The 23,522-nt window shown below is 51.7% G+C and carries 26 protein-coding genes and 1 pseudogene; 9 read left to right on the top strand and 18 right to left on the bottom strand.

Annotated features, from left to right (window positions below):
- Positions 1-35 precede the first annotated feature (35 nt).
- From KDD30_RS05950 to flgB, 12 genes and pseudogenes are all read right to left on the bottom strand, one after another.
- On the bottom strand, positions 36-1,073 hold the full coding sequence (locus KDD30_RS05950; RefSeq protein WP_211648075.1) for a flagellin: 1,038 nt from the start codon (positions 1,071-1,073) through the stop codon (positions 36-38).
- Between the two features lie 15 nt (positions 1,074-1,088).
- Positions 1,089-1,987, bottom strand: a pseudogene (flgL, locus tag KDD30_RS05945) (flagellar hook-associated protein FlgL).
- 10 nt (positions 1,988-1,997) lie between these two features.
- Complete coding sequence (flgK, locus tag KDD30_RS05940; protein WP_211648073.1) at positions 1,998-3,371, bottom strand: flagellar hook-associated protein FlgK; 1,374 nt, start codon at positions 3,369-3,371, stop codon at positions 1,998-2,000.
- Complete coding sequence (locus KDD30_RS05935; RefSeq protein ID WP_211648071.1) at positions 3,368-3,886, bottom strand: rod-binding protein; 519 nt, start codon at positions 3,884-3,886, stop codon at positions 3,368-3,370. The genes flgK and KDD30_RS05935 overlap by 4 nt, the downstream gene beginning before the upstream one ends.
- Before the next feature lie 21 nt (positions 3,887-3,907).
- On the bottom strand, positions 3,908-5,044 hold the full coding sequence (locus KDD30_RS05930) for a flagellar basal body P-ring protein FlgI (RefSeq protein ID WP_371826083.1): 1,137 nt from the start codon (positions 5,042-5,044) through the stop codon (positions 3,908-3,910).
- Positions 5,029-5,691, bottom strand: a complete 663-nt coding sequence (gene flgH, locus KDD30_RS05925; RefSeq protein ID WP_211648069.1) for a flagellar basal body L-ring protein FlgH — start codon at positions 5,689-5,691, stop codon at positions 5,029-5,031. The genes KDD30_RS05930 and flgH overlap by 16 nt, the downstream gene beginning before the upstream one ends.
- A gap of 23 nt (positions 5,692-5,714) precedes the next feature.
- Positions 5,715-6,500 carry a flagellar basal-body rod protein FlgG gene (gene flgG, locus KDD30_RS05920; RefSeq protein ID WP_211648060.1) on the bottom strand — a complete coding sequence of 262 codons (786 nt, stop codon included), beginning with the start codon at positions 6,498-6,500 and terminating at the stop codon, positions 5,715-5,717.
- Between the two features lie 17 nt (positions 6,501-6,517).
- Positions 6,518-7,249, bottom strand: a complete 732-nt coding sequence (locus tag KDD30_RS05915; RefSeq protein ID WP_211648058.1) for a flagellar basal body rod protein FlgF — start codon at positions 7,247-7,249, stop codon at positions 6,518-6,520.
- 10 nt (positions 7,250-7,259) lie between these two features.
- Positions 7,260-8,447, bottom strand: a complete 1,188-nt coding sequence (gene flgE, locus KDD30_RS05910; RefSeq protein ID WP_211648056.1) for a flagellar hook protein FlgE — start codon at positions 8,445-8,447, stop codon at positions 7,260-7,262.
- 26 nt (positions 8,448-8,473) lie between these two features.
- Positions 8,474-9,148 carry a flagellar hook assembly protein FlgD gene (gene flgD, locus KDD30_RS05905; RefSeq protein WP_211648054.1) on the bottom strand — a complete coding sequence of 225 codons (675 nt, stop codon included), beginning with the start codon at positions 9,146-9,148 and terminating at the stop codon, positions 8,474-8,476.
- Entirely contained in the window at positions 9,145-9,579 is a 435-nt protein-coding gene (gene flgC / locus KDD30_RS05900) for a flagellar basal body rod protein FlgC (RefSeq protein WP_211648052.1), read from the bottom strand. Before flgC ends, flgD begins: the two co-directional genes overlap by 4 nt.
- A gap of 5 nt (positions 9,580-9,584) precedes the next feature.
- Complete coding sequence (gene flgB / locus KDD30_RS05895; protein ID WP_211648050.1) at positions 9,585-9,944, bottom strand: flagellar basal body rod protein FlgB; 360 nt, start codon at positions 9,942-9,944, stop codon at positions 9,585-9,587.
- Between the two features lie 75 nt (positions 9,945-10,019).
- On the opposite strand from flgB, the gene flgA reads away from it, so the two are divergent.
- From flgA to KDD30_RS05860, 7 genes are all read left to right on the top strand, one after another.
- The gene (gene flgA / locus KDD30_RS05890; RefSeq protein WP_211648048.1) at positions 10,020-10,832 is read left to right on the top strand and encodes a flagellar basal body P-ring formation chaperone FlgA; all 813 of its coding nucleotides are present in this window, start codon (positions 10,020-10,022) and stop codon (positions 10,830-10,832) included.
- Positions 10,833-10,923: 91 nt separating this feature from the next.
- Positions 10,924-11,205 (top strand): flagellar biosynthesis anti-sigma factor FlgM, encoded by a 282-nt coding sequence (gene flgM, locus KDD30_RS05885; RefSeq protein ID WP_211648046.1) that lies wholly within the window; start codon positions 10,924-10,926, stop codon positions 11,203-11,205.
- 8 nt (positions 11,206-11,213) lie between these two features.
- The gene (gene flgN, locus KDD30_RS05880; RefSeq protein ID WP_211648038.1) at positions 11,214-11,645 is read left to right on the top strand and encodes a flagellar export chaperone FlgN; all 432 of its coding nucleotides are present in this window, start codon (positions 11,214-11,216) and stop codon (positions 11,643-11,645) included.
- A gap of 1 nt (position 11,646) precedes the next feature.
- Complete coding sequence (locus tag KDD30_RS05875) at positions 11,647-12,420, top strand: lytic transglycosylase domain-containing protein (RefSeq protein ID WP_249199209.1); 774 nt, start codon at positions 11,647-11,649, stop codon at positions 12,418-12,420.
- 231 nt (positions 12,421-12,651) lie between these two features.
- Positions 12,652-13,728 carry an amino acid ABC transporter substrate-binding protein gene (locus KDD30_RS05870; RefSeq protein WP_249199278.1) on the top strand — a complete coding sequence of 359 codons (1,077 nt, stop codon included), beginning with the start codon at positions 12,652-12,654 and terminating at the stop codon, positions 13,726-13,728.
- A gap of 230 nt (positions 13,729-13,958) precedes the next feature.
- Complete coding sequence (locus tag KDD30_RS05865; RefSeq protein WP_211648034.1) at positions 13,959-14,621, top strand: Bax inhibitor-1/YccA family protein; 663 nt, start codon at positions 13,959-13,961, stop codon at positions 14,619-14,621.
- Between the two features lie 124 nt (positions 14,622-14,745).
- On the top strand, positions 14,746-15,075 hold the full coding sequence (locus KDD30_RS05860) for a TusE/DsrC/DsvC family sulfur relay protein (protein ID WP_211648032.1): 330 nt from the start codon (positions 14,746-14,748) through the stop codon (positions 15,073-15,075).
- Between the two features lie 38 nt (positions 15,076-15,113).
- Here KDD30_RS05860 and yccX read toward each other — a convergent pair whose 3' ends face one another.
- Positions 15,114-15,386 carry an acylphosphatase gene (yccX, locus tag KDD30_RS05855; protein ID WP_211648030.1) on the bottom strand — a complete coding sequence of 91 codons (273 nt, stop codon included), beginning with the start codon at positions 15,384-15,386 and terminating at the stop codon, positions 15,114-15,116.
- An 87-nt stretch (positions 15,387-15,473) separates the two neighbouring features.
- On the opposite strand from yccX, the gene KDD30_RS05850 reads away from it, so the two are divergent.
- Positions 15,474-16,874 (top strand): methyl-accepting chemotaxis protein, encoded by a 1,401-nt coding sequence (locus tag KDD30_RS05850; protein WP_211648028.1) that lies wholly within the window; start codon positions 15,474-15,476, stop codon positions 16,872-16,874.
- 179 nt (positions 16,875-17,053) lie between these two features.
- The gene (locus KDD30_RS05845; protein ID WP_211648026.1) at positions 17,054-18,244 is read left to right on the top strand and encodes a class I SAM-dependent methyltransferase; all 1,191 of its coding nucleotides are present in this window, start codon (positions 17,054-17,056) and stop codon (positions 18,242-18,244) included.
- Positions 18,245-18,537: 293 nt separating this feature from the next.
- On the opposite strand, the gene cyoE is transcribed toward KDD30_RS05845, so the two are convergent.
- The 5 genes from cyoE to cyoA are packed head-to-tail and all read right to left on the bottom strand — an operon-like array spanning position 18,538 to position 23,256.
- Positions 18,538-19,401, bottom strand: a complete 864-nt coding sequence (cyoE, locus tag KDD30_RS05840; protein ID WP_211648024.1) for a heme o synthase — start codon at positions 19,399-19,401, stop codon at positions 18,538-18,540.
- Between the two features lie 13 nt (positions 19,402-19,414).
- Entirely contained in the window at positions 19,415-19,726 is a 312-nt protein-coding gene (gene cyoD, locus KDD30_RS05835) for a cytochrome o ubiquinol oxidase subunit IV (protein WP_211648022.1), read from the bottom strand.
- A complete protein-coding gene (gene cyoC / locus KDD30_RS05830; RefSeq protein WP_211648020.1) occupies positions 19,726-20,331 on the bottom strand; it encodes a cytochrome o ubiquinol oxidase subunit III in 606 nt (201 codons plus the stop codon). The genes cyoD and cyoC overlap by 1 nt, the downstream gene beginning before the upstream one ends.
- A complete protein-coding gene (gene cyoB / locus KDD30_RS05825) occupies positions 20,321-22,348 on the bottom strand; it encodes a cytochrome o ubiquinol oxidase subunit I (protein ID WP_211648018.1) in 2,028 nt (675 codons plus the stop codon). Before cyoB ends, cyoC begins: the two co-directional genes overlap by 11 nt.
- An 8-nt stretch (positions 22,349-22,356) precedes the next feature.
- A complete protein-coding gene (gene cyoA / locus KDD30_RS05820; RefSeq protein WP_211648016.1) occupies positions 22,357-23,256 on the bottom strand; it encodes a ubiquinol oxidase subunit II in 900 nt (299 codons plus the stop codon).
- Between the last annotated feature and the right edge of the window lie 266 nt (positions 23,257-23,522).

Genomic DNA, 23,522 nt, shown 5'->3' with positions numbered 1-23,522 from the left:
TCTTGTTGAAATCAGAGAGACGAAAGCCGACAGATTTATGATTTCAGCAGTGCCACCGCTGTATGCCGGTGGACATTCGCCTGCGCAGTCACGACCTGAAAAGTCGCCGCAAAAGACTGGTGATTCCGCATGCTCTGAAGCTTCTCATCAATCTGTTCTGAGGATTGCGCCGGCATAGCTTTTCCGATTCGGGTATCCATATCGCTCTGGAAAGAACGAAGCTGATCCAGCCCTTTCGAAACCTGTTGCAGCCCCTGATTCACCTGACGCATGGTATGACGAATTTGTTCGCCATCCGCCAGCTTCAGGGTCATATGCTCAATCCCCTGCGGCTCAGGCTGCAGTTTAATCCGGTTAGGCTGACCTGCCGGATAGCGGTGCCCTTGGCCACTGATGGTGACATGCTGACCCATGGCCTGAAAATCTGCATGACCCGCAGAGAAAACCATGTCGCCATTCTCATTTGACGCGGCGCGCAAACCCAGCGGGATCACAGCGCGATCGATGTGCTGCGTCAGCTGACGGTCTGTTTTGGTCGCATCCAGTGACAACAGCACGGTACCGCGATCCTGAATCGTCAGTTGCAGCTGCTCGCTTTGCTGGCGCTGACGAACCAGATTCAACCCATTGACTGTGAAGTCCTGTTTTGGCTCACCTTTCGCCTGAAACTCCAGCTTGCTGTTCAGCACCCGATCACCCTCGAAACGGCCTGCATTCAGGGCTTGCCCCACATGGTTGTGATGCCGTTGAAGCTGATCAATTCTGCCCTGTGTAATGGCAGTCGAACTGCCGAGCATCTGAGTCAGAATTTTCTTCATGCCCTGCAGGTCGCGTCCCACCGACACCAGACTCTGATAGGCAATCTGGCCCCGTGTGACTTGTTCCTGACCTAGTGAAAACAGTTCACTGGCGGCTGTGTAACCCCCCTGCACCACTGCAGGACGACTGACCGTTTGCGTTTCCTTCAGTGCGGAAACAGAGCCACCGGCTTGCGCCGGTGGAGTAATTGTTGCCTTGTCATTTTTCAGCAGAGATACCGACTGTTGCCGGATCTCTGCAGTCGAGTTCACCATAGTGCTCTCTCTTCCTTATAAGCGATCGAACAATGACAGATCGTTAATCTTGGTAAAACTGGCCTGAGAGGCCTGAAGTGCTGCAAGATAGTTACTCAATCGAACCGAAGCTTCTGCATAATCCAGATTCTTCAGGTCCCCTTGAACTTTGTCGACAAACAGCTTGTTATCAACATGACCTTCAGCCATCAGCTCCAGGTTATTATGACGCCCCCCATATCTGTCAGGGCGCCTAAAACGTTGCCATAGGTATCATCGATAGCGTCCAGCGTCGCAGCGACTTCAGTTCTGAAGTTTGCTGTCGGTGCCTGAAACTCGGCGATCAGATCATCAATTTTCTGGAAAACCGTTGCGCCGCCACCCAGATTCAGCAAATCCTGCGCAGTCACGTTGGACTCCATGGTGACCCCTTTGGCCACGGTCACCAGACGTTTGTCCGCATTGCCGTTCAGGGTGTACCCGGTACCTGTATCCGTCAGCGACTGTGTCCCGGTCATGGTGCCGGAAAACAGATAAATGCCTTCTTCGTCCTGAGCGTTGAAGACAGCCATCATGCCATCTTTCAGGCTCTCCATCTCCGAGATGATGCCCTGACGGTCTTCCGTTGTCATGGTGCCGTTCGCACCCCATAGCACAAGATCACGTAAACTACGTAAACTCTCGCTGGCCGTATTTAAATATGCTTCCTGACTTGACAACGTTGTTCTCACGTTCGCAATGTTGTCTTGATACTGAAGCAGCGCACTGCCTTGACGGTTCAGGCTGAGCATTTTGATTGAGTCAATCGGATCATCCGACAACTTGGTCAGACGATCGCCCGTCGTCATCTGCTGCATCACCTGGCCCAGACCTACATTATTATTTTGCAGGCTGGCAAGCATCATCTGGCTGAATTGAGTGTCACTGATACGCATTTGTCACCCCTTAAAACATAGCAAGAACGGTATCGAACAGGTTGTTTGCGGTGCTAATCACTTTCATGTTTGCCTGATATGCATTTGCGAACACCATCAGATTGGCCGCTTCCTCATCACTGTTCACTGAGCTCAGATTTTCTTTCACCGCAATGGCTTCTGAATTCAGCTTATCGGCCGCTTTTGAATCCGAGGTCACCTGACGCGCTTTAATGGCGGTATCGCCGACCATCGATGTGAATGCATCACTGACTGATACGTTGCCGTAACCCGTAATAGCAAAGGTCCGGTTACTCAAACCAATCAGATCCGTTAGCACATCACTGTTACCAGGCTTACCATCGGATGAAAATGCCAGGTCATCGGCTTTCAGCGCAGTAATTTTCAGGCTGGAAGACGGGCTGGCCGGGTCATAAGCAAACAGCGGCTTACCTGAATTTCCGTTCAGATCCTGACCTGTTGCCAGGGTATTGTTGAAAGCATCTGCCATGGCTACCGCCATTTCATCCAGCGTCTGGCGGAATGGCAGCAATGTCTCGACCTGATAGTCAGAAATCGCGCCCAGCTCTCCACCAATATCACCTTTAATCGGGAAGCGTTGGCCAACGAAATCAATCTCCATATCCGCCAGATACGGATCCGCCGGATCAGGCACCGCTTTCAACTGCGCCGCCTGATCGCCCAACACCAGTGGCTGACCGGATGCCAGTGTCACCTGTAAACTACCATCCGGCTGCTTATTGCTTTTAATCGACATCAGTTCCGACAACTGGCCTACCAACGCATCACGTTCATCCAGCAGATGAGACGGGTTGCCGCTGGTCGCACTCATTTCGACGATGCGGTCATTCACATCTGCGATGTTCTGCAACAGGCTGTTGCTCAGTGCTACCGCAGCCGAACGCTGATCGCTCAGGTCTTTATGCTGTGAGTAATAAGACTCCGATAACGTGTTGAAGCGTCGGGTCAGGGCATCGGCTTCACTGATAATCTGCTGACGCAGCGGGGCCGATTCAGGCTTAACCGAAGCATCGTTCAGTGCCGCGTACAAGTTATCCAGCCCCATGGAGATATTGAAACTGTCCGCGCCCATCACGCTTTCCAGCTGAGACATATTGCTGAGATAGCGGGATGAATAGGACGCCTGGCTTTGGGTCGCCCAGGTTTGTTTCACAACATATTCATCAGACACACGACGGATACTGGTGACTTCAACACCATTACCCGCGGAGTTGCCCAATTTAGCGCTTGGTCCAAGCGCGGCATACAGCGCCTGCTGGCGGCTGTATCCTGGTGTGTTGACGTTAGCAACGTTTTGCGCGGTAACGTCAAGACCTGCACGGTTTGCATTCAAACCGGTTAATGCAATATTGATAATACTCATTCAGTTCCGCGCTCCATTTTCGCATCAATCTTAGAAATTAACGGCTGCTGAAATGCCATGCTGCTGATGGCAGAAGTTGAATTGCCAGCCTTGGTCTGCTCATGATTTAAGGCGGCCTGGCCTGACTGGGCGTTAAATTTGCCGACCGGCTCATACGCCGCATGATTTGCAGCAATGTGATCACCGTTCCCCTCTGCGCCCGGCGTGGCCGGGCTCAGTTGCTTGATCAGCATGTCGGCAATCCCAGCGCTCTGGCGTTTCGCCATGTTCATCGCCAGTTGACCGTCATAAAAATCACGGAACACGCCCTGTTCTTTACTGGAAAACGGACTGTCTTCCGAGGCCAGCACATCGCTGCTGCTCCGCATCTGGCGCAGCACCATCTGCAGGAACATCGCTTCAAACTGTCCGGCGACTTCCTGAAGTGCCTGCTTTTTATCCGCCTGATATTTCAGGTTATTCACGGCACTGTTGTCGTGATAGAGCATGACATTGGCCTGACCATCAATTTTCATGGTGACTCCTTCCTCGCCAGATTAAATAACCACCAGCTCCGCATTCAGCGCACCCGCTTCATGCAATGCCTGCAAAATAGACATCAGATCATCCGGTGTTGCACCCAGGCTGTTGACCGCATCCACAATGGTGCTCAGCTCTGTGCCTTCCGGCCAGATATACATCGGTGCTTCATCCTGATTGATATCAACCAGCGAGTTATTCACCACTTTGGTCTCCCCATCAGCAAAAGCATTCGGCTGACTCACCGCCTGCATTTCACGGATAGTCACGGTCAGACTGCCATGACTGACGGCCGCAGCACTCACCGTCACATTCTGACCCACCACCACGGTGCCCGTACGGGAATTGAAGACCACACGTGCCGGACGACGGCCTTCTTCAACCATCAGTTCTTCCAGCATCGACATGAAGGTCACGCGCTGCTGAGTATCTAACGGCGCCTGCACTTCAATCTTGGCTTGGTTGATCGCCGTGGCGACACCCGGGCCAAAGGTATTGTTGACTGCACGGGAAATGTTCTTCGCCGTCGTAAAACTCGGGGTACGCAGGTTCAGCGTAATGTGCGGCTTTTGGTTGAAGTCCGTCGGAATTTCACGCTCGAGCGTCGCGCCGTTCGGAATCCGGCCCGTGGTTGGGGTGTTAATGGTGACTTTCGAACCACTCAAACCCTCTGCACTGGCACCACCAACGATCACGTTGCCCTGTGCAACCGCGTAAACCTCACCATCCACACCGCGCAGCGGTGTCAGCAGCAATGTACCGCCGCGAAGGCTTTTCGCATCCCCGAGAGAAGAAACGACAATGTTCAGTTCCTGGCCTTTCCCGGCCATTGGATCCACATAAGCGGTCACACTGACGGACGCGACGTTTTTCAGTTTCGGGTCTGTCCCTTCACTGATCTGGACACCAAACTGGCGCAGCATATTGGTGACGGACTGGCTGGTGAATTTCACCTGGTTCCGGTCACCTGTTCCGTCCAGACCCACAACCAGACCGTAACCAACCAACTGGTTACCCCGGATCCCCTGGACATCGACCAGATCCATAATTGGCATGGCCACAGAGGCTTGGGCGGTCAGGGAGTGCGCCCCCCAAAGTGCGACTGCTGTGAACAGCAAAATAGTTTTCAGCGATTTCATCAGAATGGCATCCATGGGCTGTTGAAGAATTGCGTCAGCCACCCGGCTGAGTTGCTGTCGGCCAGTGCGCCACGACCGGAGTAAGTAATGCGGGCGTCACCAATGCGCTGAGAAGACACCTGGTTATTCCGGCTGATGTCATCCACACGCACGATGCCGGACAAACGGATGAATTCATCTCCCTGATTCAGACGCAGCCATTTTTCACCGCGAATGCGCAGCACACCATTTGGCAGCACTTCGTTCACGGTCACCGTGATCGCGCCCTTCAGCTTGTTGCCCTGAGAGCTCTGCGCTGACCCATCAAAACCACGGCTGGCATCAATGCTGGCCGAGAGATTATTGGCGGTGTAATTCCCAATGATCGGTGCGGTGATCCCCACCTCTGAATCTTTTGAAAATGTTGTGTCTGCCTTTTTCGACGACTGGGTTTCTTCATCCAGAACAATCGTCAGAATGTCACCGACCCGATATGCACGACGGTCCTGAAACAACGTCATCATATAGTTGTTTCGGTAGAGGCTGCCGTCGGTTGCATCCGGCAATGAGTAATCCAGTACCGGTGGCGCAAAGGCTTCATCATCTGGTTTCGGTGTTGTGAATTCAGGGCGCAATGTGCACCCTGTCAGTAACACCATGAGAAATGGAATCAGCCACTTCATAGGATTTCCTTTCGGTGTAAGCATTAGACGGACTGTGCGACGAACTTCAGCATGTCATCGGCAGCAGAAACGACTTTGGCGTTCATTTCATAAGCACGCTGTGTGGTGATCATGTCGACCATTTCTTCCACAACCTGAACGTTGGAGCCTTCCAGTGCGCCCTGCTTGATTGAGCCTGCACCATCCAGGCCCGGCACCAGTTCATCCGGCTGACCACTGGCTTCAGTCTGGCGATACAGGTTGCCGCCCAATGCTTCCAGACCCGCCGGGTTCACGAACTGCGCCAGAGTGATCTGACCCAGTTCCTGTGGCTGCGGATCGCCTGCAACCTGCGCCGACACAATGCCGTCGACTGAAATGCTGATGCGGGTTGCGTTGTTCGGGATCTCAATCTGAGGCACCAATGGCAGACCCTGAGTGTTTACCATCAGGCCTTCAGAGTTCACGTGGAACTGGCCGTTACGGCTGTACATCAGCTCGCCGTCAGAGTTTTCGATCTGGAAGAAACCGCCACCCATGATGGCCATATCCAGTTCCTGATTGGTGTTCGAGTTGTTGCCCTGTGTGAATACCTTCTGGGTGCCGACAACGCGCACACCACTACCCAGCTGAACACCCGTCGGCAGTTCGTTCACCTGATCCACCGGTGCACCCGGCTGGCGCTGAATCGTGTAGAACAAATCTTCGAAGACAACGCGATCGCGTTTGAAGCCAACTGTGTTTACGTTTGCCAGGTTGTTCGAAATGGCGGTCATCTTCGTGTCTTGCGCCGCCATACCTGTTTTACTGACCCATAATGCAGAGTGCATGCGAGTTCTCCTTATTCTTAGCCGTTGCGCAGCAGGCGGTTACCAGCCTGAGCGAGTTTTTCTGCGGTTTTCATCATCCGCACCTGCATTTCAAAATTACGTGTCAGAGACATCACACTGACCAGTTCATCAATGGCGGAAACGTTACTTCCTTCCAGATGTTCCGGAGCCAGTTTAACGGTCGCATCGGCAGCAAAATCGTTGCCGTCACGCGCCTGAAGCAAACCGTTATTCATTTTCTGAACTGTATTGTTTTCCGGTTTCACCAGTTTGATCTGACCGACTTCAAGTTCTGCGCCGCCACCCGGTGGAATCACAGAAACCATCCCGGTTTCACTCACATCAATGCTCTGGTAAGCCGGAATGACGATTGGGTTGCCTTCTGCCATCACCGGGAAGCCGTTGATGGTCAGGTTGCCTTCCTGATCGATTTTCATGTTACCGGCACGGGTATATGCTTCGGTCCCGTCCGGTAGCTGTACGGTCAGGAAACCATCACCGTTCACCGCGATATCCAGTTTCCGACCAGTCTTCACCATGTCGCCTGAATCAAAACGCGTGGAAGCCGAGTTGGTCACGACCATGGTGCTGCCATCAAAACCACGGCCTTCAATGGCGTAGCTGCGGGCGCGTTCCATGTCGGCACGGAAACCTGTGGTGTCTGCGTTTGACAGGTTGTTTGAGCGCACTTGCTGTGCGCTCAGTACCCGGCTGGCCCCACTGGTTGCTGTATAAAGCAAACTATCCATGTACGAACCCTTAAATCGCGTTGAACAGCGCCTGAGTCAGCTGCTCTGTGGTCGAGATAGTTTTGGCGTTCGCCTGATAGTTGCGCTGTGCCGTCATCAGGTTCACCAGCTCGCTGGTCAGATCCACGTTCGAACCTTCCAGTGCACCCGGCGTCAGACCACCCAGCGTACCGCTGCCTGGCTGACCGGTAATCGGAGCACCAGAAGCGAAGCTCTGTTGCCAGCCCGTGTTGCTTACTTTCACCAGCGCCTGCGGGTTGGCGAAATCAGCCAGCATCACCTGACCTTGCAGCAGAGACTGACCATTGGTGTAAGTGGCGTAAACCATGCCGTTATCTTCAACACGCACACCGGTCAGCTCACCGGAAGAATACCCATTCGGGTTGTTCGTGCTGGTACCGAAGTCTGCACCAAACTGCGTGGTGCCCTGCAGATCGATATCAACGCTCATCGGGTCTGCACCCGCCGGGTTAAATGCCACGTTAAACGGCGCGGCCGGCGCATTCAGCGTACCATCAGTATTGAACGTTGCTGCCTGGGGTGCAGCAGGGGCTGCGCCATCGACAGACACATGGATGTCCCATGCGTTCGCACCCGTTTTCACGAAGTACTGTGTCATGGTGTGCGGGTTACCCAGCGAGTCATACACCTTGGTGGTGTAAGACGAGTTATAAGTGTCGTGATCCGTCATATTGAACGGTGCAACCGCCGGGGTATTTACGCGGGAGTCGAAGTTCGCCACAAAATCAATGCGGTCGGTCGCTTTCGCCGCCAGAGAAGCCGTTTTAATCTGCAGATCGCCTGTTGCGCCCGACTGCAGGTTGTTGTTGGCATCAACGGTGTAGCCTTGCAGCTTCATTCCGGTGTTGCTGGTGATGAAGTTGTCTTTATCTGTGTTGAAAACACCAGAACGGGTATAAACCACCTGACCTGACGTATCTTTGGTGACAAAGAAACCACTGCCGCCAATCGCCAGATCCAGTGAACGGCCTGTACCGGACACGTTGCCGTTTTTATCAAAGTTCTGGGAAATGGAAGCCACTTCCACACCGCCAGCCTGCAGGCCGTTGTAAACGGATGCGAATTCAGTCCGGGACTGTTTGAAACCCGTGGTGGACACGTTCGCAATGTTGTTACTGATGGTATTCAGTTGAGTATTGGTGGCACCCAGGCCACTCAGCGCGATATCAAAACTCATGTTATCCTCGTTATCTTGTATGAAAATCAGCTGCCGAACTGGCTAATCTGGTAGAAAGGAACACTGCCGACACCGGCAACATTCACCAGGGCAGAACCCCCGTTACTCGGAACTCGAACCTGCTCAACCTCACCTGCCAGCAGTATTTTTGGCTGAGCCTGTCCTTCCTGCAATTCAACGGATACGGTGTAGTTCCCTTTCGGTAACCCCAGTTCTTCCGCATCAATCGAAAAATCTAAATCGCCGGCTCCATGCGCCCCCAGCGGAACTTTGGATTTCCGGCCATATTCATCTTCCAGAATCAGGTTGACCTGGTTTGATGCATGCGCCAGTTCGATTTTTCCGCTCTGAACACTATCTTCATCCAGCGCCATCTCGTTGGTATCGACATACACGGTCTGTCCAACCAGACCTGCGGTTGCCAGCACCTGCATGTTGTCCATCAAGACCATGCTGTTTTGCATCATCTTGGCCATGTTCTCGGTACTCTGAACCTGAGAGAACTGCGCCAGCTGACCCACATATTCCGTACCGTCCAGCGGGTTCAGCGGATCCTGATTCTGAATCTGTGCCACCATCAGGGTCAGGAATTCGTTTTCCAGCGACTGTGCACTGTTCGCATTCGCCTGAACACCGGCATTGGCACCTGTCGCTGCATTCGGTGAATCACCGTTCAGCGCGGTGTACTGTGCTAGACTCATCGTCCTTCTCCCAGTCTCAGCAGGCCTTGCTGCATGCTTTTCACATTCGCCAGCACTTCCACATTGGTCTCGTAGCTGCGCGTGGCTGACATCATGTCTGCCATTTCCGCCACCACATCAATGCCTGGGTAGAAGACATAGCCTTCGTCATTGGCCAGTGGGTTACTCGGCTCAAAGCGCTTATCGATTTTGCCTTCGTGCTTGACCACATCCACAATGCGAACTTCTGCATTCGGATACACGTCTTTCTCGGCCGACAGTTGCGTCTGGCCGTAGACTGTGGCGAACACTGGCTTGAGTGCTTTGTACGTATCGTTCGGGTTGCTGGCGACTGCATCGGCGTTCGCCAGGTTACTGGCTACCGTGTTCAGACGAACGGTTTGTGCCGTCATGGCAGAGCCAGCGATTGAGTAGATGTCCGTAAAAGCCATAGTGATTAACGTCCCTCAATTGCTTTTGCCAGCCCGCTGAATTTCATGTTCATGAAAGTCAGGCTGGTTTGAAAATCCATGTTGTTCTGGGCAAACTTGGCTTGCTCAACGCCCAGTTCAACGGTATTGCCGGTTTGACTGTTCTGATAAGGCACGCGATATTTCGCACTCACAGCCATTTCCGGTGGCGGGGTATCCACGCGTGAGCTTGTGTTTTTCATCACGGTTTCAAAAGCCAGGTCTCTGGCGTAATACCCAGGGGTATCGACATTTGCTAAGTTGCTTGCCAATACTTTGCTGCGCTGTACCCTGAAATTGAGCGCATCAGGATGAACACCGAGCGCATTTTCAAAACTGATCGCCATTGTTGTTCCTTAATTCGGTCACGCTTACGCAGTTAGTCACGCTGTATTCATAAACAAGAAACATGCCAATATTTTATGCCTTATTTTTCAGATAGTTACAAAGAGGAAGGGAAGCGGAACTTCCGCATTTCAACCCGTAAGCGGAAGTCAGGAAATGTCGCATTCAGCGCTAAAATATCCGCCCTGATCACCCTGAGTGTGTTGGCGTCGCCGGCGCAGGCCAGTGACAGAACACCGCTTGAAACGAACCAACTTTCGTCGTGGGTCAACACGAAAATCGAACAGGAAATCGACAGTTACGCGAAAAGACAACGCTGGCCTGACTATGAAACTGAAATTGAACTCAGTATTCCTGCCTCGGCAGAACATTTGCCGGCCTGCCCGACGGCTTTGTATATCAGTGCCGCGGATCAGCAGAACCTGCCGGTTGGCTATTTAAGACGTCAGGTGGAATGCCAGTCGGGTTCACAACCCTGGAAACTGAATGTCACGGCACAGGTACGTTTAAGAATTCCTGTGATTGTGGCAGCCACCCATATCCGGCGGGATACAAAACTCTCGGCAACCATGCTCAAAACACAGACACTCACCCTTAGCCGGGATGAAGCCTTTGCGACCCGCCCGGAACAAGTACTCGGACAGCGCACGCTGCGCCGGATTCGCAGTGGTCAGGTCATCAGTCCGCTTCAGCTCCAGCCCCTGTGGCTGGTTGAGGAAGGCGAAAGTGTCATGATTATTGCAAGTAAAAATGGGATGGAAGCGAGCATGAAAGGCGAGGCCCTGCAAAATGGGGTTAAAGGTGAGCAGATCTCTGTCCGCAATAGTACTTCAGGCAAGGTCATTGATGTGATCGTGGTTGACCGGGGAAAAGTCCAAACTATTTTTTAATTTCCGGCGGAAACGGTCGCCCTTCCTGTTCAGGGAAGTAATTTGACCTTCATTCAAAAATCAGCGGTAAAATTTCAGGCAGGATAAGTTCATGAAAATCGACAAAGTTTTTAATTCTCAGGTGGCCTCGTCCACTCAGCGTCCATCCGGCCCGGCACAACTTGAAACCGCAGGCAAATCGAAAAGCCTTGAACCTGTCATCAGCACCAGTAATCAAGTGATTGCTGAGGCGCAGAAAGCGCTGGCCGAATTGCCGGAGATCGACATGGAAAAAGTTGCAGCCGTTAAACAAGCACTGACAAAAGGTGATCTGAAACTGGACGTAGAAACATTGTCCAGTGCGATCCTTGAGTTCCATACCGGACACAACTGAGGTCTTTTATGAGTAAACAGCAGATAGTGAAAACACTGATTCAGGGGATTCGTCACGATCTTCATGCTTATCAGCAATTGGGTCAGCTGATGCTGCGTCAGCAAGCAAGTTATCTGCAATTCGACGGCTCTTCTCTGTCTGATCTGGTCAGTCGTCAGGAGCCGTTGCTGCTTCAGCTCCAGCAAAGTGCAAAACACAGGTCAGACCTGCTGAAATCGCTGGGTCTGCCCGGAGACAAGCGCGGCATGGCGTTGCTGCTGAAACGACTGCCTTCTCCGCTCAACTTGAAGGTACGTCAGAGCTGGCAGCAATTAGAAAGCCAGATTCATTCATGCCAGAAAACCAATCAGGTGAATGGCAATTTATCGGCTTCTTATGGCGAAGTCTTACGCCAGCTCAAAGGTGAGCCAGATTACGGCACTGCGTTAATGCAAAGCTGAGATGAAAAAACGACACGGCACCCGCAGCCGGTTGATGGCTGTGTTGTGTCTGACAGGTCTGTTTTTATGGATACCGGGAACTGCGTCTGCTGACCCGGCGAACCCGTCTTTCTCGCTCAGTGCGGAAGCCCTGCAGGCCCAGGTCGACCGGCTTCTGCCACACAAAAAAGTGATTGAACGGCACTTGCTGAGAAACCGGGAGACCCTGCTGGCGATTGAGACATCGCTCCGGCAGAAATCCCTGCCCCTCAGCCTGGCTCTATTGCCCATGATTGAATCAACCTTTCGGGTTGATGCCGTGTCTCATGCCAATGCAGCCGGCCTCTGGCAATTAATCCCGGCCACCGCAAAACGTTTCGGACTTCGGGTCGAACAGGATCACGATGAACGGTTTGATGTCGCCAGAAGCACGCAGGCAGCCGTGGCTTATCTGTCGTTTCTGTACCAGAAATTTGATCAGGATTTATCGTTAACACTGGCCGCTTACAATGCCGGTGAAGGCCGGGTCAGCCGTGCCATGAAACGTGCGAACAGCCGTCAGTTCAGTCAACTGGTTCTGCCCCGTGAAACCCGGGACTATGTCCATAAATTCCATGCGCTCCTCTCTGTTGTCGATTTGAAAGCACTCACGCAACCCCCAGCGTTATCACCTGATGCCCGCTGGTTGGCACTCCCCAAGGCACCGACTGATCTGGAAAGCCGCATCCTGATGGATCTGTTTGCCAAACGTAACGTCATCAATATGGCGCCAGTCCAACCCCTCATTGCCTTATAACAGCGATCCTCGCACATCTGCGAACGGTTCCTATACTGAACATTGATATATTTATTAATGCGCTACTTGCCCTGCAATGAGTGGCCTTTCCATGTGCATCTAAAAGGACACGTTATGTCAGAGACGATTCAGGCTGGTCTGATTGGAATTTTTTGTCTGCTGCTTTCCGGATGTGACCGTGAAGACGCACAAAATAAAGCGCTGATCAAAGCCCTCGAAAATAAAGTTGAGATGCTTGAACAGCAGCTGGACACCCAACCCGACACCATAAGCCTGAGTCAGGATGCCAACCGGGTGACTGAACTGGAAAATGAAGTCAATTCGCTGAGAGAGCGGCTGAGTCATCAGATCAGCTTCTCTGCAACGCTGGCGCAGATTACAGAAAAAGGGTATCTGGAATGTGGTGTGAGCACAGGACTCCCCGGGTTTTCCATGCCAAATGCCAAAGGTGAATGGCATGGGCTGGATGTCGAATTCTGTCAGGCGGTTGCCGCTGCGGCACTGGGCGACAAAGCCAAGGTCAAATTCATTCCGCTCAATGCCCGGGAACGCTTTAAAGCGCTGCAAAGTGGTGACATTGATCTGCTCTCCCGAAATACGACCTGGACACTTCAGCGGGACACGGCGCTGGAACTGCACTTCGCCGGGATTCTTTTTTACGACGGTCAGGGCTTTATGGTCAAAAAATCGCTGAATGCCAATACCGCGAAAGACTTATCCGGCGCCAGTATCTGTGTTCAGTCGGGCACAACCACGGAACTGAATCTGGAGGATTATTTCAAGCTCAATCAGCTCACTTATACGCTGGTGCCTTTTGATACGGCCAAAGAAACCATCGTCGGATTTGAAGAAAACCGCTGCGATGTCCTGACCGCAGATCAGTCTGGCCTCTATGGGCTGCGCCTGAGTCTGAAAAATGCGGAAGATGCCGTGATTCTGCCTGATATCATTTCAAAAGAACCTCTCGGCCCCGTGGTCCGGCAAGGCGACGACCAATGGTTTAACATCGTGAAATGGACACTGAATGCCATGATCAATGCCGAAGAGCTGGGCATCACGTCAGAAAATATTGATACGATGAAAAATAGTGATATCCCTGAAATCCGCCGCTTCCTGGGCCTTGACGGCCCGCAAGGCAAAAGCCTTGGCCTGAATCCGGACTGGGCATATCAAATCATCAAGCAGGTTGGCAACTATGGCGAAAGTTTTGATCGCACTGTGGGTGTCCAGTCGCCCCTGCATATTCAGCGTGCGCAAAATAATCTGTGGTCACAAGGCGGCTTGCACTATGCCCCCCCGATCCGCTAGCATGAGATTCAGTTTCGTGCTCTGTGGCTCGGACAGGCAAGAAAGTTACAGACTGTTACATCTTTGTACTCGGGATTTACACGTCCTCCAGTATCATGAGCTGTATGGTCTGTAAGATATTTTTCTTCTGTTTCGGCTCAAGAAATCAACCGCTTGCTATTGATTTCTGACGAAATGGTCGCCATATAAGGCATACTGGATTTCAACAATAACCCTAAGGGGAAGATTTTATGAACGATCGTATTGTCCGTAGTAATAGCTACGAAGGCGTACTGTCAACCAACAAGGTGCTGCGAAACACTTACTTCCTACTGTCTCTGACACTGCTGTGGTCAGCGATGGTCGCTGGCGTTTCGATGGCGTTTAACCTGCCATATCCTGGCATTATTATTACGCTGGTTGGTTTCTATGGCCTGCTGTTCCTGACCGAGAAAAACCGTGATAACAGCATGGGACTGGTGTTCACCTTCCTGCTGACCGGCTTTATGGGTTATACCCTCGGCCCGATTCTGAATGCTTATATTGGCGCAGGCATGGGCAGCGTGATTCTGCCAGCTCTGGGAGGTACGGCATTAACCTTCATGGTGTGTTCAGCTTACGCGCTGACCACCAAGCGTGACCTGTCCTTCCTGGGCGGTATGCTGCTGGCTGGTTTCATTGCAATTATCGTTGCCATGGTTGCAAACATCTTCCTGCAATTACCAATGCTGTCGCTGGCAATCAGTGCGATGTTTGTGCTGTTCTCATCAGCAGCGATTCTGCTGACCACGCAGAATATCGTTCGTGGTGGTGAAACCAACTACATCTCTGCGACCGTGACGCTGTATGTGTCGATTTACAACCTGTTCATCAGCCTGCTACAAATTCTGGGTGTGATGGGCAGCGACGACTAATTGAGTCGCGCATCATCTTGCGAAAGCGCCCTTCGGGGCGCTTTTTTGTTTTTCAGCCAAGCCAGACTTGCACCGTTTTCCGGGAATCACTATCCTTGCCGGGTTAACAACTGCGAGAAGTACCATGCTTGAACTGAACGGTAAAACGATTGAAACCGACGCACAGGGTTATTTGAAGAATGTGGCCGACTGGGCTCCCGAACTGGTGCCGCTGCTGGCTCAGGAAGAAGGCGTCAAGCTGACAGACGCCCATTGGGAAGTCGTCCATTTTGTGCGTGAATTCTATCTGGAATTTAATACGTCACCAGCGATTCGAATGCTGGTGAAAGCCATGGCAAAACAGTACGGTGAGGAAAAAGGCAGCTCAAAGTACCTGTTCAAGCTCTTTCCAAAAGGTCCGGCGAAACAGGCCACAAAACTGGCGGGACTGCCGAAACCAGCCAAATGCCTTTAAGCCTGTTCGATAACCTGCCGGAGTATCCACCACTCCGGCTACATAATCTCAAACCCATCTAAAGCCCGCCAGGCAATATCATCTCGGCTCAGGCTGTCCACCCGGGATGTGCGGGGTCCGGTTTCCAGCCATTGAACCAATTGTTCAACTTTCTCCGGCTTACCACAGGCCAGCACTTCGACACTGCCATCCGGTAGATTTTTTGCGTATCCGCTCAGACCAATTCTTAACCCTTCATGTGCGGTATGAAACCGAAATCCAACCCCCTGAACATGGCCCGTTACACGAACCATGACACAAATTTGTGACATAAATCACCTCAAGATCAGTCTGTTTTCATAGATAAAAAGATTAGTATTCACTGACGCCACAACACCTCATTCATTCAGGAAGAGAAAATGAAAGAAGTTGCATTTCGATGGATAGACAAGTACCTCATTCACCTCAAGCTTCAGGAGAAGTTCTATTTACTGTTCCTCCTCCCCCTTTTGGGAATGATCACTGTCAGTGCAATTTTAGCTGATGCTGGTGAAAAGCAGTATCAATCACTTATCACCCTCAATCTTGAATCTGCAGCCACTTTACTTGCTGAACAACAAGCGTCTCAGCCGGACGCAGCAGGGTTATTACAAGGAACCCATATTGCGATTGGCCGCGGCGAACATGCAGTTCCGGTACCCGGCATGCATTACAGTCTGATTTCGACGGATCAATCCGGCCTGTTTGATTTTCTGTCGGGACTTCAACTGACGTTAGCCGCTGGCATCATGATCATCACTTTTGCGGCAGTCTATTACATCATGACATTCATTGGCGGCGCGATGTTTACCACACACCGTGCCCTGAATACGCTGGCAGATGGCGATCTGACTCAGCGTCTGAATTTTTTCAAAGTCCGTGACGAGTTCAGCCTGATTGCCATCACGATTGATAAAGTCGCTGAACGAGAGCAACAACTGGTGCTGGCAACGCAGGAAGCCACCGCTCTTATGCAGCAAATCAGCAGCGAGCTCCGCCAGCGCAGCATGAAAACGGAAAGCCTGTCGACTGAGCAGCAAGAACATCTCGATTCTCTGGCCAGTGCAACCGAAGAGATGGCTTCGTCGATCCGCGAGGTTGCTGCCCATGCGCACGATACGTCTGAACAGACCCGAGAAGCGCAGCAAGTGACGGAGCAAGGGCGTTCACAGGTCGGCAATACCAAACAAGCGATCAACCAGCTGACCCGCGAGATTCATCAGGCTGCTGAAGCGGTGAATGAACTGGACAGCAATGCCGCGAAGATTGATGCCGTGGTCACAACCATCAATGCCATTTCAGAGCAAACCAATCTGCTGGCGCTGAATGCAGCGATTGAAGCGGCGCGCGCCGGTGAACAAGGCCGCGGATTTGCCGTGGTTGCAGATGAAGTCCGGACACTGGCGGGCCGCACGCAAACGGCAACTGTAGAAATTCAGCAGATGATTGAGTCACTGCAGAAAAACAGTCAGACGCTGATGAGCGTGATGCAAAGTACGGTCACCAATGCCGGGGAAAGTGAGACCCTGATGGATTCTGTGGATCAGCAAATCACACAGATTGCCGATCGCAATCAGCACATTTCGGACCGCAGCACCGAGATCGCCGCTGCCGCCGAGCAGCAAGGCACTGTCGCCGATGGTATCGCCAGCAGTGTAGAACAGGTTCGGGAACAATCCCGGCAGGTCAAAGCAGTAATTGGCCAGACGGCTTCCGACATTGAGCGCCTGAACCAGCAGGCACAACAGCTCGAAGTGCTGATGAACGGCGTCAGAGCCTGATTCAGAACGAACCGCAATTGCTGTCTTCCCTCCCCTTCACATGGGGAGGGAAATCCCTTCCAGGCTCCCCCTTGATCAGGTGAACTTCACGATTCCTGAAATGCCCTGACTTCCGGTTGATTTTCCGTCCTGCGGACAAGATAATACGCCCCCATTCTTTTACTGCTTCTGGTCTGAACATGACAGCTTCTATCTATCTGGTGAAAGGGCGTGAAAAATCGCTGCGTCGCCGCCATCCTTGGGTTTTTTCGCGTGGAATTCAGCGTGTTGAAGGTCAACCGGGTCTGGGTGAGACCGTAGACATCTTTGATCACAAAGGCGAATGGCTGGCGCGTGGTGCCTATTCTCCGCAGTCTCAAATTCGTGTCCGTGTCTGGACTTTTGACCAGAACGATACCATCGACACGGCGTTCTTTATCAAACGCCTGCAGGCAGCGCAGCAACTGCGTGACATTCTGGCGGCACGTGACGGACTGACGGGCTACCGTTTGATCGCTGCAGAGTCTGACGGCTTGCCGGGGATCACCATTGACCGTTATCAGGATTTCCTGGTGTGTCAGTTGCTGAGTGCCGGTGCAGAAGCGCAGAAAGACAATCTGGTTGAGGCGCTGAAAACCTGCTATCCGGAATGTAGTATCTATGAGCGTTCAGATGTGTCTGTCCGCAAGAAAGAAGGCCTGAAACAACGCACGGGCGTTCTGCATGGAGACACGCCGCCATCCGTTGTCACCATTGAAGAAAACGGAATTAAAATCAATGTGGATATCGTGGGCGGCCACAAGACCGGTTTCTATCTGGATCAGCGGGACAGCCGTCAGGCAGCCATCAAGTACGTGAAAGGTAAACGCGTGCTGAACTGCTTCTGCTACACCGGTGGTTTTGGCCTCTATGCGCTGAAAGGCGGTGCTGATCAGGTCATCAATGTCGATGTCTCCCAGCCTGCGCTGGACACTGCGCGTCAAAATGCTGAAATCAATGGTCTGCCGGTTGAGCACGCTGAATTCGTCAATGCAGACGTGTTCAAATTACTGCGTGAATATCGTGAGCGTGGCGAGCAGTTTGATGTGGTGATCATGGATCCACCTAAGTTTGCGGAATCGAAGGCACAGCTGGTTGGTGCCTGCCGTGGTTATAAAGACATCAACATGCTGGCGATGCAAATCCTGAAGCCAGGCGGTACCTTACTGACCTACTCTTGCTCAGGGCTGATGGACAACAATCTGTTCCAGAAGATTATTGCGGATGCTGCGCTGGACGCAAAACGTGAAGTTCAGTTCATTGAACGATTCAGTCAGGCGGCGGATCATCCGCTGGACTCTGCCTATCCTGAAGGTTTTTATCTGAAAGGATTTGCCTGTTACGTGAAGTAACCGTTTTCGTGTTCAATCAAGACCCAAACGACTTGGAGTCGCAGGTAGGCGGCAAGTCAATGAATCCCCATGACCATAGGTAACGATGTGATTGGGTCGGACTGGCGTTCCAGGAATGCACGCAGCCAACACCGCTGCGGCTTCGAGTAAGACGGGTATTCGACAAAAAAAAATGGTTTTTCACTGACTCGATGGAGATAGTATCGAGTCAGGAAAAACCAAAACCGGAACAAAAGTAGCTAATAAAAGTTGTTAGCCAAGAGCATGTTGAATCGGTACTTGTGGTGCCGCCATTAAACCAGCGGAATTAACTCCAGTCCCAGCACACAGCTGATCCCGGTGACCACGAACAGTGATGTCTTAAAGACTGATTTTGACCACTGCACAAAGTTGTTCTCATCCAGAGAACGAAACGTGACGACACACCACCACAGGCAGACACCTGACGTCACGAGTAAGTATTCATATCCACTGAAGCCCAGTGCAAACATTGCCAGCGCGACCGCGGTAAATGCCACGACATAGGCCATCATATGACGGCGGGCTTTCTGAATGCCTGCAACAACCGGCAACACCGGAATGCCAGCATTCTTGTAGTCCTGCATGCGGAACATGGCAATCGCATAGGAGTGCGGCATTTGCCACAGGCAGAACATCGAAAACAGTAAAATCGCTTCCAGGCTGATGTAGTTAGTGACAGCCAGATAGCCAACCAGCGGCGGAACGGCCCCCGAAACACTGCCAACCAAGGTGCCATACACCGACGTACGCTTGTACCACATGGTGTAGAAGAACACGTAAAACACAAACCCAAGCAGTACAACAACGGCAGACAGCGGATTCGCCTGTTGATAGAGCAGCACTGTCCCGGACAGCAGCAGTACAATCGCGTAAACGAATGCAATATCAACATTGATCGCCCCGGTCGCCAGCAAGCGGCTTTGGGTACGAGACATCTTCTGATCGATATCCCGGTCAAAAATATTGTTAATCACGCAGCCGGATGCAATCACCAGTGCAACGCCCATCAAGGTGTAGATGAGGAGGGGCCCATTCTGCCCCTCCGTTTTCGCAGCCAGAAAATATCCGGCTAACACCGAAATGAGGTTCCCGATGATGATCCCAGGTTTAGTAATCGAGAGATAACCTTTGATCATATCGTCATCCGGTTTACAGCAGCATGTTCACGTGCAGATTCACCATGATCCAGATGGAACCGGCAATCAGAATCAGCACGATAATCGCGGTGAAAATAAAGGACATGGAGTTCCACAATCCTTGCTCAGAGCGATCCATGTGCAGGAAGTACACCAAATGCACCACCAGCTGAACCACGGCGCAAACCAGCAGAATGGCGACCGTTGCGGTTGTTGGCAGGCTTTTGGTTGCTGCGAAGTAAAAAGGGATGATGGTCAGAATCAGTGACGCAATAAACCCTTTGATGTAATCACCGTAACCGGTTTGATGCTCTTGCTTCGCCATTACAATACTCCCAACAGGTAAACGATGGTGAATACGCAGATCCAGACAATATCCAGGAAGTGCCAGAACATACTCAGGCAATGGAAACGAGTTTCCATGACATCGTTCAGCCCTTTAGTATTGAGTTGAATCAGGCACACAATCATCCAGATCATCCCGGCAGTGACGTGCAGACCGTGAGTTCCGACCAGCGTGAAGAAGGCAGACAGGAACGCACTGCGATCCGGGCCGTAACCTTCCGCAATCAGGTGATGGAACTCATAAATTTCCATCGCCAGAAAGCCAAAGCCCAGCAAGAAGGTGACGTACATCCAGCGTTTCAGGCCATCGACATCTTTGCGTTTCATCGCAATCATGCCGAAGCCGAACGTGATACTACTGAACAGCAGCATCATGGTTTCTGTGAATACAAACGGCAGTTCGAAAATGTGTTTACCACTCGGACCACCTGCCGTGTTGCCACACAACACGGCGTAGGTTGCAAAGAGCGTTGCGAACAGAATGCAGTCACTCATCAGGTAAATCCAAAAGCCAAGCTGCTTGGTTTCACCGATATCGTGATGGTGTTCGTCGTGCTCGTGATGATCAACCGCATTAGTGTGCATAGTCGACCTCCATCTCGTCTTCGTCGTCTTTTGAAGTTGGTGTCGGCGCTGCACCCGCAACACGTGCTTTATGAGCTTCTTCGATGGCTTTCACTTCTTCAACCGTGACGTAATAGTCCACATCATCGTTGAAACTGTGCTTGATCCAAGTCCCGATCATGCCAACCACACCCACAGCAACCAGCCACCACATGTACCAGATCAGACCGAAACCAAACAGCAGCGCATAAGCAGAGATAATGACGCCTGCGCCTGTGTTTTTCGGCATGTGAATCGGCGTATACTGAATAGGTTGATTCGTTTCACCGCGCTCTTTCTGATACCAGAATGCATCCAGCTCATTGCCTTCAGGCAGTTTGGCAAAGTTGTAGAACGGGGGTGGAGACGAAGTCGCCCACTCCAGCGTACGTGCATCCCAAGGGTCGCCGGTAACATCGCGCAGCGCTTCACGGTCACGGAATGTGACATACAGCTGCATGATCTGACACAGAATACCGCACAGAATCAGAACCGCACCGCAGGCTGCAACAGCCAGCATCGGGAAGTACTGCGGGTCAATATGCTGGCTCAGACGACGGGTCATTCCCATGAAGCCCAACACATACAGCGGCATAAAGGCAACGAAGAATCCGATGATCCAGAACCAGAAGGCACGAACGCCCCATTTCTCATCCAGTTTGTAGCCTGTCGCTTTCGGGAACCAGTAAGCAAAGCCTGCAAAGCATCCGAAGACCACACCACCGATAATCACGTTATGGAAGTGCGCAATCAGGAACAAGCTGTTATGCAGCACAAAGTTCGCTGCAGGTACCGCCAGCAGTACGCCGGTCATGCCACCAATGGTGAAGGTGAACATAAAACCGATGGTCCACAGCATTGGTGTGGTGAATTTGATCCGGCCACGGTACATGGTGAACAGCCAGTTAAAGATCTTCACCCCGGTCGGAATCGAAATGACCATGGTGGCAATCCCAAAGAAGGCATTCACATTCGCACTCGCACCCATCGTAAAGAAGTGGTGCAGCCACACGATAAAGGCCAGGAAGGTGATCACCCCGGTTGCCCACACCAGCGAGGTGTAACCGAACAGCTTCTTGCGCGAGAAGGTCGCAACCACTTCAGAGAACACACCAAAGACAGGCAGCACCAGAATGTAAACTTCCGGGTGACCCCACGCCCAGATCAGGTTGACGTACATCATCATGTCGCCCCCCATATCTACGGTGAAGAAGTGGGTGCCCAGATAGCGATCCAGCGTCAGCAGCGCAATGGTGACGGTCAGGATTGGGAACGAAATAATAATCAGAATGTTCGCGCACAGGGATGCCCAGGTGAACACAGGCATCTTCATCATCGGCATCGACGGGGTACGCAGACGCATGATGGTGGTGAAGAAGTTCACCCCGGATAAGGTCGTACCAATCCCGGAGATCTGCAGTGCCCATATCCAATAATCAACCCCGACTCCGGGACTGTACTCTTTACCAGACAGAGGCGGATAAGCCAGCCAGCCCGTTTGCGCGAACTCGCCCACGAACAGAGACAGGTTGATCAGCACCACACCCACAACGAACAGCCAGAAGCTCAGGGAGTTCAGGAATGGGAAAGCAACGTCACGCGCACCAATCTGCAGTGGAATCACGATGTTCATCAGGCCGATGATAAACGGCATCGCCATGAAGAAAATCATGATCACGCCGTGTGCTGAAAAGACCTGATCATAGTGATGTGGCGGCAGATAACCAGTCTCACCCGCGGCAGACAGCACTTGCTGGCTCCGCATCATGATGGCATCGGCAAAACCACGCAGCATCATCACAAACGCGACGATGATGTACATCACACCAATTTTTTTGTGATCGACAGTAGTGAACCACTCTGTCCAGAGGTAGCGCCATTTACCCAGATAGGTAATGCCGCCTACCAGGGCGGCACCGCCCAGCAATACGACCGCCAGCGTCGCCATGAGGATCGGCTCATGGAAAGGAATGGCGTCCAGTGTTAATCGTCCAAACATAATATGTCCTAGAATGTTTGCTCAGCAGAAAATTCCGGCGTGATGGTACACGTCAGAGAACCTTCAAACTGATTCAGAATGGTCAGCAGCATGTCGGAAGGTACATGTGAGTAATAACTGACAGGTACGTTCTCGCTTGGCTTGGCGATGGTTTGGAAGTCGCTCAGTGTTTTCAGTTGCTCCTCAGATCCCTGAACTTTCTGAACCCATTCGTCAAAGCTTGCCTGGTCAGGCAAAGCCAGCGCTTTGAATTTCATGCCAGAGAAACCATGACCGCTGTAACCTGATGAAATACCGTCGTAAATACCGGACTCATCCGCAATCAGGTTCAGTTTGTTCAACATCCCTGTCATGGCATAGATCTGGCTGCCCAACTGAGGAATGAAGAAAGAATTCATCACACTGTTCGACGTGACGTGGAATTCAACCGGAACACCCGTCGGAAATGCGACTTCGTTGATGGTCGCAATGTGCTGATCCGGATAAATAAACAGCCATTTCCAATCAAGTGAAACCACTTCGATCTTCATCGGTTCCACATCAGAAATGATGGGCTGTCTTGGATCAAGCGCATGCGTTGAACGCCAGGTAATCGTGCCCAGAATGGCAATAATAATAATTGGCACTGTCCACACAACCAGCTCGATCTTGGTTGAGTGAGCCCACTCCGGCGTATATTTTTCTCCGGTATTTGATTCACGGTACTTAAATGCAAAGTAGAACGTCATCAAAATCACGGGAATCACGACAATCAACATTAATAACATCGATGTGATTATCAATTCTTTTTCTGCGACCCCAATCCGTCCTTTCGGATCAAGCACCGCAAATTGACATCCTGACAGGAAAAGGCTTGTCAAAAAGACAAAACCACCCGACAAGATATTTTTATATCTTGAGGTTTTCATGTTCTCTCTCAGCTTTTCGGGCAAAAGTTGTCATCAAATCTGCAAGCGCAAATCAGTGACTACATGAGTTATTATTTTTGATCTGAATCAAGATGCGCAGGATTGGGCTGATGTCTAATATGTGCTGACCTGACTAATCAGTGCTACGCTTCATAAACGCTCACTGGTTAACCAAATTGTAACAGTTGACATACCTATCGCTGCTTTGGTTACACTCCCATACAAATTGTTACACTTGAAATAGTTTGCCACTTTCGCTTCTGAGT

This window comes from Photobacterium sp. GJ3, from assembly GCF_018199995.1.
In the GTDB taxonomy this organism is placed as follows: domain Bacteria; phylum Pseudomonadota; class Gammaproteobacteria; order Enterobacterales; family Vibrionaceae; genus Photobacterium.
This window is presented reverse-complemented; position numbering and strand designations above follow the sequence as displayed.